This is a genomic window from Streptomyces sp. Y309, from assembly GCF_056712025.1.
In genome coordinates, this window is the sequence record NZ_CM160048.1 from 8,581,860 (window position 1) to 8,596,186 (window position 14,327).

Annotated in this window: 13 protein-coding genes and 1 pseudogene; 2 read left to right on the forward strand and 12 right to left on the reverse strand. The window is 73.0% G+C overall.

The genetic code is table 11. The features are described 5' to 3' along the window. Positions 1-69 precede the first annotated feature (69 nt). Genes AC0KTA_RS36100 through AC0KTA_RS36115 form a run of 4 tightly spaced genes read right to left on the reverse strand, consistent with a single transcriptional unit; the run spans position 70 to position 3,926 of the window. Positions 70-714, reverse strand: a complete 645-nt coding sequence (locus AC0KTA_RS36100) for a LuxR C-terminal-related transcriptional regulator (protein ID WP_481052401.1) — start codon at positions 712-714, stop codon at positions 70-72. 12 nt (positions 715-726) lie between these two features. Beyond that, complete coding sequence (locus tag AC0KTA_RS36105) at positions 727-2,244, reverse strand: sensor histidine kinase (RefSeq protein WP_481052402.1); 1,518 nt, start codon at positions 2,242-2,244, stop codon at positions 727-729. A 27-nt stretch (positions 2,245-2,271) separates the two neighbouring features. Next, on the reverse strand, positions 2,272-3,090 hold the full coding sequence (locus AC0KTA_RS36110) for an ABC transporter permease (RefSeq protein WP_481052403.1): 819 nt from the start codon (positions 3,088-3,090) through the stop codon (positions 2,272-2,274). Continuing rightward, entirely contained in the window at positions 3,087-3,926 is an 840-nt protein-coding gene (locus AC0KTA_RS36115) for an ABC transporter ATP-binding protein (protein WP_481052404.1), read from the reverse strand. The genes AC0KTA_RS36110 and AC0KTA_RS36115 overlap by 4 nt, the downstream gene beginning before the upstream one ends. 500 nt (positions 3,927-4,426) lie before the next feature. Here AC0KTA_RS36115 and AC0KTA_RS36120 point away from each other — a divergent pair, with 500 nt between their 5' ends. After that, positions 4,427-4,555 carry a hypothetical protein gene (locus tag AC0KTA_RS36120; protein WP_481052405.1) on the forward strand — a complete coding sequence of 43 codons (129 nt, stop codon included), beginning with the start codon at positions 4,427-4,429 and terminating at the stop codon, positions 4,553-4,555. A gap of 45 nt (positions 4,556-4,600) precedes the next feature. On the opposite strand, the gene hemC is transcribed toward AC0KTA_RS36120, so the two are convergent. The 6 genes and pseudogenes from hemC to AC0KTA_RS36150 form a co-directional block, all read right to left on the reverse strand. After that, the gene (gene hemC / locus AC0KTA_RS36125) at positions 4,601-5,536 is read right to left on the reverse strand and encodes a hydroxymethylbilane synthase (protein ID WP_481052406.1); all 936 of its coding nucleotides are present in this window, start codon (positions 5,534-5,536) and stop codon (positions 4,601-4,603) included. Between the two features lie 148 nt (positions 5,537-5,684). Next, positions 5,685-7,232: an MFS transporter gene (locus AC0KTA_RS36130; protein ID WP_481052407.1), complete on the reverse strand. Its 1,548-nt coding sequence runs from the start codon at positions 7,230-7,232 to the stop codon at positions 5,685-5,687. A 70-nt stretch (positions 7,233-7,302) separates the two neighbouring features. Beyond that, positions 7,303-8,864: pseudogene (locus tag AC0KTA_RS36135) on the reverse strand (MFS transporter). A 96-nt stretch (positions 8,865-8,960) separates the two neighbouring features. Beyond that, on the reverse strand, positions 8,961-9,359 hold the full coding sequence (locus AC0KTA_RS36140; RefSeq protein ID WP_481056686.1) for a nuclear transport factor 2 family protein: 399 nt from the start codon (positions 9,357-9,359) through the stop codon (positions 8,961-8,963). A gap of 130 nt (positions 9,360-9,489) precedes the next feature. Continuing rightward, positions 9,490-10,815 carry a cation:proton antiporter gene (locus AC0KTA_RS36145; RefSeq protein ID WP_481052408.1) on the reverse strand — a complete coding sequence of 442 codons (1,326 nt, stop codon included), beginning with the start codon at positions 10,813-10,815 and terminating at the stop codon, positions 9,490-9,492. Positions 10,816-10,819: 4 nt separating this feature from the next. Further along, complete coding sequence (locus AC0KTA_RS36150; protein WP_481052409.1) at positions 10,820-11,290, reverse strand: cation:proton antiporter regulatory subunit; 471 nt, start codon at positions 11,288-11,290, stop codon at positions 10,820-10,822. Positions 11,291-11,467: 177 nt separating this feature from the next. On the opposite strand from AC0KTA_RS36150, the gene AC0KTA_RS36155 reads away from it, so the two are divergent. Next, the gene (locus AC0KTA_RS36155; protein ID WP_481052410.1) at positions 11,468-11,941 is read left to right on the forward strand and encodes a carboxymuconolactone decarboxylase family protein; all 474 of its coding nucleotides are present in this window, start codon (positions 11,468-11,470) and stop codon (positions 11,939-11,941) included. 14 nt (positions 11,942-11,955) lie between these two features. Here the strand turns inward: AC0KTA_RS36155 and AC0KTA_RS36160 are convergent, their stop codons facing one another. After that, positions 11,956-13,521: a serine/threonine-protein kinase gene (locus tag AC0KTA_RS36160; RefSeq protein ID WP_481052411.1), complete on the reverse strand. Its 1,566-nt coding sequence runs from the start codon at positions 13,519-13,521 to the stop codon at positions 11,956-11,958. Between the two features lie 345 nt (positions 13,522-13,866). Further along, positions 13,867-14,157, reverse strand: a complete 291-nt coding sequence (locus tag AC0KTA_RS36165; RefSeq protein ID WP_481052412.1) for a hypothetical protein — start codon at positions 14,155-14,157, stop codon at positions 13,867-13,869. Between the last annotated feature and the right edge of the window lie 170 nt (positions 14,158-14,327).

Sequence of the window (14,327 nt, forward strand, 5' to 3'; positions counted from 1 at the left end):
TGCCCCCGTCCTTCGGCGCCGGTCGAGTGCCTGTACGAGTCTGTCGAGGGTGGTGAGTCGCGCTGTGCGTCAGCTCCGCAGATAGCGCAGCACCGCGAGGACCCGCCGGTTGGCGTCGTGCGACGCGGGCAGTCCGAGCTTGTCGAAGACCGCGGCCACATGCTTCTCGACGGTGCCCGCGGAGACCACGAGGGACTGCGCGATCGCGGCGTTCGAGCGGCCCTCCGCCATCAGGGAGAGGACCTGGCGTTCGCGCGCGGTCAGGGGCGTGAGCTCGGCCGCGCGCCGGCTCGCGCCCGCGAGCTGGGTGACGACCTCCGGGTCGAGCGCCGTGCCGCCGCCGGCCACGCGGGCCAGCGCGTCGGTGAACTCGGCGATGTTCGCGACGCGGTCCTTGAGCAGATAGCCGACGCCCGCCGAGCCGTCCGCGAGCAGCCGCGTGGCGTACTTCGTCTCGACGTACTGGGAGAAGAGGAGCACGCCCGTGCCGGGGTGGTCGTGGCGGATGTCGATGGCGGCGCGCAGGCCCTCGTCGGTGTGCGACGGGGGCATCCGGATGTCGACGACCGTGACGTCCGGGCGGTGCTCGGCGACGGCGGCGCGCAGCGCGTCCGCGTCACCGACGGTCGCGCACACCTCGTGGCCGCGCTCCACCAGCATCTGGGCCAGCAATTCCCGCAGGACGGCGGCATCCTCAGCGATCACTACGCGCATGGCGGAATGTTCTCACGCGTGCAGCGGCAGCTCGACGGTGACCGCCGTCGGGCCGCCCTCCGGACTGTGCACGCGCAGCCGGCCGTCGACCGTGCGCACCCGCTGCACCAGGCCGGTCAGCCCGCTGCCCGCGCCCACCGTGGCGCCGCCGCGCCCGTCGTCGGTGACGCGCAGCCGCAGCACGCCGACGCCGTCCTCGGTCTCCTCGGCCACCGTGATCGTGGCCCGCCCGGCGCCGCTGTGCTTGATGACGTTGGTGAGCAGCTCGGCCGCGCAGAAGTACGCGATGGTCTCGATGGCGGGCGTCGGGCGGCGCGGCATGTCCGTGGCCAGCTCGACGGGCAGGACGCTGCGGGCCGCGAGGGTGGCGAGGGCGTCGGGCAGCCCGTCGTCGAGGACCGGCGGATGGATGCCGCGCGCCAGGTCGCGCAGCTCGGTGAGGGCTTCGGTGGCGTTGTGGTGCGCGAGGTCGACGAGTTGGCGTACGCGGGGGAGGTCGAGGGGCGGGGGAGTGGCGCCGTCAGGTCCCGCGCCGTCACGCCCCGCGTCGTGCGCCGCGCTCGGACGAGCGGAGCCCGCGCCGCCCTCGGCCACGCCGCCCTCACCCTGGCCGCCCCCGCCCCGACCCTCGTCCTCCGCCTTGCCGAGCCGCTCCTTGATCATGTCCAGGCTCATGGCCACCGCCACCAGACGCACCTGCGCGCCGTCGTGCAGATCCCGCTCGACGCGGCGCAGCAGCGCCACCGAGTCGTCGACGGCGAGCGCGCGCGTCTCCTCCAAGTCCCGTACGCGGTCGGCCAGTTGGCCCGGCCCCAGGAGCGCCCGCAGCAGCCGCCGGTCGGCCTCCACGACAAGGCGCGTCGCCCACGGCGCAAGCAACAGCAGGGCAAGGCCGAGGGCGAGCGCCGCGAACGTACCGGCGAAGGTGTGCACTTCGAGGCTGCCGACCGGGATCGGCGTCAGAACGGGCATGCCGCCCACGTCGCCGGACCCGGTGTCCTGCCCGAAGACGCCCCACCGCAGCGGTGCCGTGAGGTTGATCAGCCCGGTGAGCCACCACAGCACCGCGTACATGCCGAGCGCGCTCACGGGCAGCTTCACCAGGACGTACGACGTGGCCCGCCACCCGGCCCCGTCCCGCAGCCGCGCGTCGATCCTGCCGAACACCCCGGAGCCGGGCCGCGGCGGCACCGGCCCCGGCAGCCGCTCGCCGAGCAGCCCCGCCGCGAGCCCCCGGTGCAGCGCGCCGAGCCCCCGCGCAAGCCGCACGCACCCCACCAGGACGAGCACGCCGACCACCGCGCCCACCAGCGAGACCGTCAGGCCCGCGCCCAGCGCGAGCAGGACGGCCAGCAGGACGCCGCCCGCCAGGCCGAGCGGGAACGCGAGGAAGCAGTAGGCCGCCTCGGCCCAGGCGCGGCGGGTGAGCGGGGCGCGCAGGAGTGCCGCCACGCGGGTCCGGGCCGTGCCGGGGTCCCGGAGCGCCGTGCCGGGTTCGTGGAGCGGTGTGGCCGGTGAGCTGTCGTACATGGTGATCAGTGTCCCTGTGTTTGCCTGTCAGGCGTCGTTTCCCTGTCTGGCGTCGCGGCGGGCCAGCAGCCGCGCGCCCGCGCCGAGGACGGCGGCGACGTACAGACACAGCACGGCGAAGCCGGTCCAGGGCGAGAGCATGTCGGAGACGGGCTTGGCGACGGCCAGGGAATTACCGGCGATCATCGTCGGGAAGAACTTCGCGACGGTCGTCCCCGAGATGCCGCCGATGACGGCGGGCAGCACGAAGGTCACGCCGACGAGCGCGGCGATCGCGCTCGCCGTGTGCCGGGTGAGGGCGCCGATGCCGATGCCCAGGAGGCCGATGAGGCCCAGGTAGGCGCCGGAGAGGAGCACCGCCCGCAGCACGCCCGGGTCGCCGATGCCGGGACGCGGCACGCCGTCTCCCAGCGCCGCCCGGCCGGCGAAGAACGTCACGAGGGCGACCGCCTCGCCCACGAGCAGGGTGAGCGTGCCGTACACGGCCGCCTTCGCGGTGAGCAGGGTGCGCGGGTCGGGGATGGCGGCGAGCGTGGAGCGGATGGAGCCGGAGGAGTACTCGCCGGTGACGACCAGGACGCCGAGCACGCCGACGACGAGCTGGCCGAGCGCGACGCCCGCGAGGACGTTGTTCGTGGGGTCGAACTCGGCGGCCTTGGCGGCCGAGGGGACCTTGGTGTTGGCCATCGTGACGACACCGATGGCGATCATGCCGGCGACGGTGAGCAGCAGCGCCCACGCCGTGGAGCGCAGGCTGCGCAGCTTGATCCACTCCATGCGGGCGGCATGCGCGAAGCCGTAGTGCCCGGCGGGCGCCGAGGTGGTGGGGGCGGTCGGGGCGGTCATCGGTCGTTCCTCTCCGGCGCGGCGTCGACGGCGGACGCGGCGTCGTGGTGGTCGGCGGACGCGGCATCGTGGTCCGCGTGGTGTGCCTGGTCCGCGTGGCGCGCCTGGTGTGCCTGGTGGGCCGCGCCCCGGTAGTCGGCGCTCGCTCCCGTCAGTGCGAAGAACGCCTCCTCCAGGGACCGCCCCCGCGCGGTGAGTTCCCGCACGGACGTGTCCGCGAGGAGGCGCCCCTGCCCGATCACCACCAAGTGGTCCGCGGTGAGCGCCATTTCGCTGATGAGGTGGCTGGACAGCAGCACCGTGCGGCCCTCCGCGGCCAGCGACTTCATCAGCTCCCGGATCCAGCGCACGCCCTCCGGGTCGAGCCCGTTCACCGGCTCGTCGAACAGCAGCACCCCGGGGTCGCCGAGCAGCGCGGCCGCGATGCCGAGCCGCTGGGCCATGCCGAGCGAGTACGTTCCGGCGCGCCGCCCGGCGACGCCGCTCAGGCCGACGGTGCCGAGCACCTCGTCCACGCGCCCGGGCCGGATGCCGCCCGCGGCGGCGAGGGCGGACAGATGCGCCCGCGCGCTGCGTCCGGGGTGGAACGTACGCGCTTCGAGGAGCGCCCCCACTTCGCGCAGTGGCCAGCGCAGTTCGCCGTACCGGCGCCCCGCGATCAGCGCCTGCCCGGCGTCGGGCCGGTCGAGGCCCATGATCATGCGCATGGTGGTCGACTTGCCCGAGCCGTTCGGGCCGAGAAAGCCCGTCACGGCCCCGGGCCGTACCTCGAAACTCAGCGCCTCTACGGCGGTGGTGGGCCCGTACCGTTTGGTCAGCCCGTGGACCTCGATCATGACAACTCCCGCTCCAAGCCCGGCGTGCACCCGGCGTGATCAACACACCTCACGCTAGGTCCGGCACCAGCCCTGCGGGAACGCGGCTTTCCTCCGACTGACCTGGGGGTTTTCCCCCACGCTCCGGCTAACGAGCCCCCCGTGCTCCGCTTCCGCTCGTGTGGGTGATGTTGCCGCGCGGGGGCCGGGGCGACGATCCGGAGACACACCGAGACCGAGGAGGAGACCCATGTCGTACGGACGGAACACCCTGCGCTTCGCCCTCACCTGCGTGCTGGCCGTCGGCCTGACCGGCCTGGCCCAGACGGGCGGCGGAGCGCGTTCGAGCGCGCAGACCCCGGCGGAGCCCGGAATCATGGAACCGGCCTGCCCACCGCCCGGCGGTGGGACCTGCTACTTCGAGTACTACGACGACGCCGGGCGCCGCGGCATCGAGTTCAGTCCCGAGGTCGGCGCCTGCTACAACATGAGCTCGGCCGGGGCCGTCAGGGGGCACCAACATGACCAGCAAGAGGGTCCATCTGTGGCCCACAAGCGACTGCTTCGGCGGCGCGACCGCACTGGTCGACCCGGGCTTCTCCTGGAACGACCCGTCCCACCACTACTACTCGTTCCGGCCGATCCGCTGAGACAGGCCCCCGGGCGTGCCGATCCCACGCCGGGGAGCCGACGCCTCAGTGCGCGATCGAGTCGATCAGCTCCCGTGCCCCCTGCCGCAGCAGCGTGACCGCCACGGACGTGCCGAGGGTCGCCGGGTCGAGCGGCCCGGCCCACTCGTGGGCGTTGAGGACCGTCTTGCCGTCGGGTGTGAACACGCGGGCGCGCAGCGACAGATCGCCGCTCGGCTCGCTGCGGGCATAGCCCGCGATCGGCGAGTTGCAGTGCCCCTGGAGCACGTGCAGGAACATCCGCTCGGCGGTGGCCTCCCGCCAGGCGTCGCGGTCGCCGAGGCCGCTCACGGTGTCGATCGTGGTGGCGTCGTCCTCGCGGCACTGCAGCGCGAGGACCCCCGCGCCGATCGGCGGGCACATCGTCTCGACGGACAGCACCTCGGAGATGTGCTCGGTCGCGCCGATCCGCTCCAGGCCGGACACGGCGAGCAGCAGCGCGTCCGCTTCGCCCCCGGCCAGCTTCGCGAGCCGGCGGCCCGCGTTGCCGCGCATCGGTACGCAGGTCAGGTGCGGGTGGGACGCGGCGAGCTGGGCGATGCGGCGCACCGACGACGTGCCGATGCGGGTGCCGGAGGGCAGTTGGTCGAGGGTGCGGCCCGCGGGGTGGAGGAGGGCGTCACGGATGTCGTCGCGCTTGAGGAACGCCGCGAACGTGGTGCCCGCGGGCAGCGGCCGGTCCGCCGGCACGTCCTTCACGCAGTGCACCGCGAGGTCCGCCTCCCCGGCGAGCAGCGCCGCGTCGACCTCCTTGGTGAACGCGCCCTTGCCGCCGAGCTTGGCCAGGTCGCCCATCCAGCGGTCGCCGGAGGTCGTCACCGGCAGGACCTCCGTGCGGATGCCCGGGTGCAGCGCGGCGAGTTCGGTGCGTACGCGCTCCACCTGGGCGAGGGCCATGGGCGAGGAGCGGGAGACGATGCGGATCAGCTCGGGAGCGGACATGGCGTACACGATAGGCCCATCCCGTGGCGTCACCCGCATCGGAGCTTGCGCCAACTGGGTTAGCGCGCAGAGTGGTTGATGCCGCCGACAGAGGTCTGGGACACTCCGCGCGCGCCCCCGCCCCGCCGGTGCGCACGCCCCCTCCGCGCTACCCCGCGCGCCGGGCCCGCGCCGCGTCGGCCCGGCCGCATTCACCCGGCTCCAGCGGCGGCGATGTCACCGCCATGTTCGCCGTGCAGTGCGGGGTGTTGCCCTCCTCGGCGTGCCAGTCCGCGGGCCGCGGCCGGATGAACGCGAAGGCCGCGACGCCCGCCAGGACGAACAGTCCCGCGCAGCCCCAGGCCGCCTTCTCGAAGGCCGAGTCGAGCGCGGCTGGATCCGTGTACGCCGTGCCGGTCAAGCCGACCGCGAGCGGAAGTGCGGCGACGACCAGGAGCTGGGCGATGCGGGCCGCGGTGTTATTGACGCCGCTGGCGAGACCGGCGCGGGCCGCGTCCACCGACGCGAGCACGGTCGCCGTGAGCGGCGCCACGAACACGCTCATGCCGAGGCCCAGGACGACGACGGCGGGCAGCACGTCGGCGGCGTACGAGGCATCGGGGCCGACCCGCAGCATCAGCAGGACGCCCGCGGCGGCGACGAGCGGGCCCGCGCACAGCGGCAGGCGCGGCCCGAGCCTGCGGGCCAGATCCCCCGCGGGCGCCGAGAGCAGCAGCATCAGGACGGTGATCGGCAGCGTCGCCGTACCGGCCTGCAGCGCGTCGTAGCCGAGCGTCGTCTGCAACTGCACGGGCAGCATGAACAGGATGCCGCCGATGGCCGCGTACAGGCACAGTGTCATCACGTTCGCCGCCGAGAACAGGCCGGAGCGGAACAGTTCGAGCGGCAGCATCGGGTGCCGACGGCGGTGCTCGACGAGCAGGAACATCGCGCCCGCGGCGAGCCCCGCAAGACCCGGCAGCAGCGCCGCCACGAACGAGGAGTCGCCGGACGCGCCGATCAGCGCGAAGCTCACCCCCGCCAGGAACAGCGCCCCGAGGACCGCGCCCGGCACGTCGAACCGCTGCCCCGCGACGCTCTCGCCCCGGCTCTCCGGCACGTGCCGCGCCGCGAACAGGACCAGCGCGGCCAGCGGCACATTGATGAGGAAGATCCACCGCCAGCCGGGACCGTCGATCAGCCAGCCGCCGAGGAAAGGACCGACCGCCCCCGCGACCCCGCCGAGCCCCGACCACGCGCCCACCGCCTTGGCCTGGTCCCGGGGCCGGAACGAGGAGCGCACAAGCGCCAGCGAGCCCGGCGTGAGCAGCGCGCCGCCCACCCCCTGCAGCGCCCGCGCCGCGATCAGCGTGCCCGCGTCCTGCGCGAGCCCGCACAGCGCCGACGCGAGGGCGAACCACACCACGCCGATGACGAGCGTGCGCCGCCGCCCGATCCGGTCGCCGAGCGCCCCGCCGAGCAGCAACAGCGCGGACAGCGTGAGCATGTAGGCGTTGACCACCCACTGCAGGGCGGAGATCGACGCGTCCAGGTCGCGGCCGAGGGTGGGCAGCGCGACGTTCACCACCGTGCCGTCGAGCATGGCCATGCCGGAGGCGAGGACCGCGCTGGTCAGCACCCAGCGGCCGCGCGCCGAGGCCAGAGCCACACCGCCGTCGCCGCCCGTGCCGCCCGCGTCACCGGGGGACGTCGTCACGGATCCACCGCCCTCCTGACCGAAGCGCTCGCGCGAAGGAACCGGTCTACATCTCGTGAGAAGGACCGGTCTACATGTGGACGGCGCCGTCGCCCAAGTGGCTGTTGGCGGGGCGTCCCTTGCGGTACAGCACGACGGTGACGGCGCACCCGATGGCGAAGAAGAGGGCCGACCACCAGTACGCCGTCTCGTAGCTGTGCACCTGTGCCTGGGCCTGTGCCTGGGGCGTCGGCCGCTTGCCGACGAGGTAGTTGGTGGCGGCGCTCGTGGCGAGGGTGTTCAGCAGCGCCGTACCGATCGAACCGCCCACCTGCTGGCTGGTGTTGACCATCGCGGAGGCCACGCCCGAGTCGTGCGCGGCGACGCCCGCGGTGGCCATGCTCATCGCCGGAGCGAAGATCAGCCCGAGCCCGAGCCCGAAGACGAGCAGCGGCGGCAGCACGTGGGAGGGGTAACCGCTGGTGGTGCCGAGCGTCGTCAGCCACACCATCCCGGCCGCCGAAAGGCCATGCCGAGCGGCACGACCGGCTTCGCGCCGAACCGCGGCACGAGGACGTTGGTGGTCAGCACGGACACCACGACCATCACCGCGACCATCGGCAGGAACGCGAGACCCGTCTTGACGGGCGTGTAGCCGAGGATCTGCTGCATGTAGTACGTCAGGAACAGGAAGACGCCGAACATCCCGGCGCCGGAGATGAACATCGCCAGGAACGACGCGCCCCGGTCCCGGTCGAGCACCACCCGCAGCGGAAGCAGCGGATGCGCGGCCCGCGTCTGCCACCAGCCGAAGGCGGTCACGAGGACAGCGCCGACGACGAGGAACCCCCACGTGATCGGCTCGCCCCAGGCGTGCTTCTCGGCGTTGGAGAAGCCGTAGACGATGCAGAACAGACCGGCCGACACCAACACCGTGCCCGGCACGTCGAGTTTGGGCCGGTCGTCCGGCGCCCCCGGGTGCAGCAGCCGCGCGCCGCCGATCATCGCGGCCGCGGCGAAGGCGAGGTTCACGTACAGGCACCAGCGCCAGTCCAGATACTCCGTCAGTACGCCGCCGAGCAGCAGCCCGACCGCGGCGCCGGAGCCGGCCACGGCGCCGTAGATGCCGAACGCCTTCGCGCGCTCGCGCGGGTCCGTGAACGTGGTGCTGAGCAGGGACAGCGCGGCGGGTGCGAGAAGCGCGCCGAACAGGCCCTGCAGCGCGCGGGCGGCCACCAGCATCCCGAAGCTGGTGGCGGCGCCGCCGAGCGCCGAGGCCACCGCGAACCCGGCGAGCCCCGCCATGAAGACCGCCTTGCGCCCCACCAGGTCGGCGATGCGCCCGCCGAGCAGCAGCAGACTGCCGAACGCGAGCGCGTACGCGGTGACGACCCACTGCCGGTTGCCGTCGGTGAACCCCAGGTCGTTCTGCGCGGACGGCAGCGCGATGTTCACGATCGTCGCGTCCAGGACCACCATGAGCTGCGCGGTGGCGATGACCGCGAGGATCAGCCAGCGGTGCTCGTGCTTGCCGCCGGTGTGGTGGGCGGAGGGCGGCGGGGGCGGGGTCTCGGTGGACGGGGCCGGCTGTGACACCGGCTGCGGTATGCCGTCCGGTATGCCCTCGGCTCCGGGGCCGGGCGAGCGGTCCATGGGTGACCTCCAGACCCCCCGCCTAGACAGGCAACCCCTGTCACACGCTAAGCGCCCCGCCCAGGCCTCGCGACCTGGGCGGATGACGTTCCGGAATCACGCTCCGCCGAAGGCCTGCGCGACGGCCAGCGAGTCCTCGTACACGTGATGCCGGGTGACCAGGCCGTCCTCGACGGTCAGGTGCAGGGCGAAGCGCGCCCGGTAGGCGCGCCCCGTGGGCCTGGCGGTCTGCCGGATCTCGCCCATGACCACGGCGTGCTCGCCGTCGACGAGGATCTGTTCGACCTGGGTGTCCGCCGCCTCCGGCACATGGTGCTCGGCGATCCCGCCGTAGTGCGCGACGGCCTCGGCGCCGCGCGTGCGGTGCCGGATCCAGGGCGTTGCGGCCCGCCCGTGCTCGGCCTCCGGCCAGTTCAGCTTCCAGTCGACGTGCTCGGCGTACATCTCGGCGACGCGGGCAGTGTCGCCTGCGCCGATGCGGCCGAGCAGCTCCATGACGACGGCGCGGGTGGTGGCGGAGCGGGTGGTGTGGGTGTCCTGCACGGCCTGCGCGATCTGCGCGTCCTGCGTGTTCTGCGTGGCCTCGGGCATGAGGGTTTCCTCCAAGGTGCCGCTGTGCGAATGATCAAGACTCTCGCGGCCGGGTGCCTTCGGTGTCGATGACCTGGGAGGTAAGCGAGGGCGCGAGGGGCTGCACTTCGGGCTGCCCGGCTTCCGCGACGTCGGCCGGCCCGGCCCCCCGCGCACCGGACACCCCGGCATCCCGCGCACCGGACACCCCGGCGTCCCGGCGCCGGGACACCCGTCCGGCCAGCGCCGCGACCGGCTCCGCATAGCGGGCGGTGAGCGGCCCGACCACGACCAGGATCAGTACGTACGCCGTGGCCAGCGGGCCCAGGGACGGCTCGATGCCCGCCGAGACCGCGAGGCCCGCGATCACGATGGAGAACTCACCGCGCGCCACCAGCGCGCCGCCCGCCCGCCACCGCCCCTTGACGGAGATGCCCGCCCGCCGCGCCGCCCAGTACCCGGTGGCGACCTTCGTGCACGCGGTGACGGCGGCGAGCGCGAGCGCGGGCAGCAGGACCGGGGGAATGCTTGCCGGATCGGTGTGCAGGCCGAAGAAGACGAAGAACACGGCGGCGAACAGGTCCCGCAGGGGCGCGAGGAGACTGTGCGCGCCCTCCGCGACCTCACCCGACAGCGCGATGCCGACGAGGAACGCCCCGACCGCCGCGGACACTTGGAGCTGCTGCGCGATGCCCGCGACCAGGATGGTGAGCCCGAGCACGACGAGCAGCAGCTTCTCCGGATCGTCGCTCGACACGAACCGTGAGATCACCCGCCCGTAGCGCACCGCGACGAACAGCACCGCGCCCGCCGCGCCCAGCGCGATCGCGAGCGTGAGGCTGCCCGCGGCCCAGCCGACGCCCGCGAGGAGCGCGGTGATGATGGGCAGATAGACCGCCATGGCCAGGTCTTCGAGGACGAGGATGCTCAGGATGACCGGCGTCTCGCGGTTGCCGAGCCGTCCCAGGTCGCCGAGGACCTTCGCGATGACGCCGGAGGACGAGATCCAGGTGACACCGGCGAGTACGACGGCGGCCACCGGGCCCCACCCCATCAGGAGCGCGGCCGCGGCGCCCGGCAGCGCGTTGAGCGCGCAGTCCACGAGCCCGGCCGGGTACTGGGTCTTGAGATTGCTGACGAGATCACTGGCCGTGTACTCCAGCCCGAGCATCAACAGCAGCAGGATGACGCCGATCTCGGCGCCGATGGCCACGAACTCCTCGCTGGTCCCGAGCGGCAGCAGCCCGCCCGTCCCGAACGCGAGCCCGGCAAGGAGATAGAGCGGAATCGGTGAGAACTGGAAGCGGCCGGCGAAGCGGCCGAGCAGTCCGAGCGCGAGAATGATCGCGCCGAACTCGATGAGCAGGACCGCGGAGTGCACGCGATCACTCCCGGCCGAGTATCGCCGCGGCGCTCTCGACGCCTTCCCGGGTACCGATCACGATGAGGGTGTCCCCGCCCGCGAGCCGGAAGTCCGGCGTGGGCGAGGGGATGGCCTCGGCCCGCCGCAGCACCGCCACCACCGACGCGCCGGTCTCGGTGCGCAGGTGCGTCTCGCCGAGCACGCGCCCGTTCCAGTGCGAGGTCGCCGCGACCTCGATGCGCTCGGCGACGAGCCCGAGGTCGGTGGTGTGCAGCAGGTTGGGGTTCTGGTGCCCCGGCAGCAGCGCGTCCACCAGCGCGGCCGCCTCGCCGGGCGTCAGCCGCAGGGAGAGCGCGCAGGCGTCCGGATCGTCGGAGCGGTACGCGCTGAGCGTGCGGCCGCCGTCCCGGTGCGCCACGACGGAAAGCCGCTGCAGTTCGCGCGTGGTGAGGTCGTAGCGCATGCCGATGCCCGGCAGCGGCGTTCGGCTCATACGTGAAGCGGGCACAGCTCTCCCCTGGTGCTGTTGGTGACTACGTGCATATGCCACCCTATCGGTTCAAATTTTACCGATCCTTGAAGGAAGGCTCAGGTCGGGCACGCATGTCACATTCCGCCGAGCTGTGCCGTCGTAAGGGTGCAGGCATCGAAAACGGCAAAGGAGATCACCATGAGCGCCCGACTGGACGCCTTCGGCAACCCGACCATCGGCAAGGTCTTCAAGCACATCGTCGCCGCGAACAAGGTGCTCGAGGACTCCACGCTGCCGGCCACGACGCAGGAGCTGGTGAGGCTCCGCGCCAGCCAGATCAACGGGTGCGGTTTCTGCACCGACATGCACAGCAAGGACGCCGCCGCTGCCGGTGAGACCGCCACCCGTCTCAACCTGGTCGCGGCGTGGCGGGAGGCCACGGTCTTCACCGAGGCCGAGCGTGCCGCGCTGGAGCTGACGGAGCAGGGCACGCGCATCGCGGACGCGGCCGGTGGGATCACGGACGAGGCCTGGGCGAACGCCGCCAAGCACTACGACGAGGAGCAGCTGGCCGCCCTCGTGTGCGGGATCGCCCTCATCAACGCCTTCAACCGGGCGAACGTCATGATCCAGCAGCCCGCCGGGGACTACCGGCCGGGGCAGTTCGGCTGACCCTGACCGGTCCGTCAGGAACGGGTCGGGGTGAAGCCGTCCCTGACCGTGTCGAAGACCGGACGGTACTTGTCCCACTTCGCGTCCGGCGCCGAGAGGTAGATGTCGTACTCCCGACCGCCCTCGCGGCCGAAGCCGAGGTCGATGGCGCGGAACACGCGTGCCTTCCCCTTGAAGGTGAACTCCCATATACCGGCGGGCTGTTGGCGGAAGCTCGTCCGCTGCATGCGCAGCCTCCGGTACGTGGAGTAGTTGACCTTCGTGTTGGCCTCGATGTCCGAGAGGTGCTCCACCGGGTTCGAGCCAGCGGGGTCCACGACGCCGATCGTGATCTGGACCAGTTGGGACGGGTCGACGTAGGTGACCCCGTCGGGCGAGCGCTTGTTGGCCTTTCTCGTCCAGCCGTCCGGCACGGGGAAGGAGACGCCGAGTTTCCTGTTGGTCACCGGGTGGAAGCCGTCGGGCACGGGTGGCGGGGTGTGCGGCGGCGCGGTGGTGCGGTGGTTCTCCCGGGCGTCGGCGCGCGGTGTGTCGCCGCCGCCGTGCGACGTCACGTAGACCGTGGCCGTGATGGCTGCCGCCACCGCCGTCGCGGCAGCGGCGGTGGGTATGAGGACGCGGCGCTTGCGACGCGGGTGCTGCTGCCGGTCGGGATCGATCCGGGTGGGTGTGGGGGCCGCGGGGGAGGCGTTTCCGCCGGGGGCCGAGTGCGCGGGGGCGGCCGGGGCCACCGGGGAGGCCGACGGCAGTGCCTCCGTCGCTTCGCCGGACAGCGCGGCCCGCAGCGCCGACTCGGTCCGCTCCGCCGACGGCCGCTCATCGGGGTCCTTGAGCAGGAGGGCTTCGATGAGCGGTGCCAGCGGCCCGGCCTGCTTCATGGGCTCCAGGGGGTCCGCGGCGATGGCGTACGCGGTCTCCACCGCGGTGTCACGACGGAACGGCGGCCTCCCCTCCACCGCCTGGTACAGCGTGGCGCCGAGCGCCCACAGGTCCGAAGCCGGTCCCGGCTTCAGCCCGCGCAGCCGCTCCGGCGCCATGTAGTGCATGGACCCGACCATCTCGCCGGTCCTGGTGAGCGTCGAGGTGTCGGCCGTCGTCGCGATGCCGAAATCGGTGAGGACGACCCGGCCCCCGGCGCCGAGCATGACGTTGGCGGGCTTGACGTCGCGATGCAGCACACCGGCCGCGTGGGCGGCCCGCAGCGCGGCGACCATGCCCAGACCGATGCGGGCCGCCTCCTCCGGCGGAACCGCCCGGCCGCCCTCGAGGCGGTCGCCGAGCGTGACCGTGGGGAGGAGCTCCATGACGATGCAGGGCTGCCCGCCGTCGTCCACGACATCGTGGACGACGACCACGCTGGGATGTACGACGCGGGCCGCGCTGCGTGCCTCACGGCGCATGCGCTCGTAACGCGTGGCGAGCTCGTCGTCGGCCAGGTGCGGCTGCGCGTGCATCCGCTTGAGCGCGACCTGGCGGCCGAGGACCTCGTCGAGGGCGCGCCACACCGTGCCCATGCCGCCACGGCCGATCTGCTCGACCAGCCGGTAGCGCCCGGCGACGAGCCGCCCATCGTCCGACACAGCGTGCCCTCCGCCAACTCTGTTCGCGTTCGAATTCGCTTCGCACCCTAGCTGGCCACTGCGGGTGCGCGCCGGGCGGCTGTCGCTCACCGGGCAGGGGCGCGACGTCGCACGCCGCGCGATCAAGGTGGTCCAGGGCCTCCTGGGACCAGTTGCCGGAGCCGGTGCCGGAACGGGTCCGCCCGCTGTCCTGGCGTGATGACCAGAGACAGCGGGCGGGTGCTTTCCCTCGGCTGCCCAGCCGAGGCAGGGCCCACGAGACGCGGCCTGGCTGAGGCGCGGCCTGGCTGAGGCGCGGCCTGGCTGAGGCGCGGCCTGGCTGAGGCGCGGCCTAAGAAGCGCGGCTCAGTGGAGGCCCGCGACGTCGGCGATCTTGCTGAGCGTGGTCGCCGCGCCGGTGACGAAGGTCGTGGCGAGCCGGTCGGCCTGCAGCCGTTCGGCGGTCTTCATCAGGGGGCGGACGGTCGCGGCGATGCCGAGGTCGTCGATCGGGTTCTTGAGTGCCTTCGTGCTGAGCCTGTCGTTGAGGAGCTGCTTGTCGGTGTCGCGCGGCTCGGGGGCGGCGACAGCGGGAGAGGCGGCCCCCAGGGCCATCGCGACACCTGCGACACCGGCAGCGGCCTTGGCGATCTTCACGTTCGGAATCCCTTTCGTGTGGCGCGCGCCTGCGGGAATGCGACGGCCGTACCGTCGGAGCGTCATCGGTCGGACACTCTCGACGCGCGCTGCCGCAACGCGTAACCGCTCCCGCACGGGGGAAGTGACGGCCGGTCACCCGTAGGGCCCCGCGTGCACGCCACCGGCGG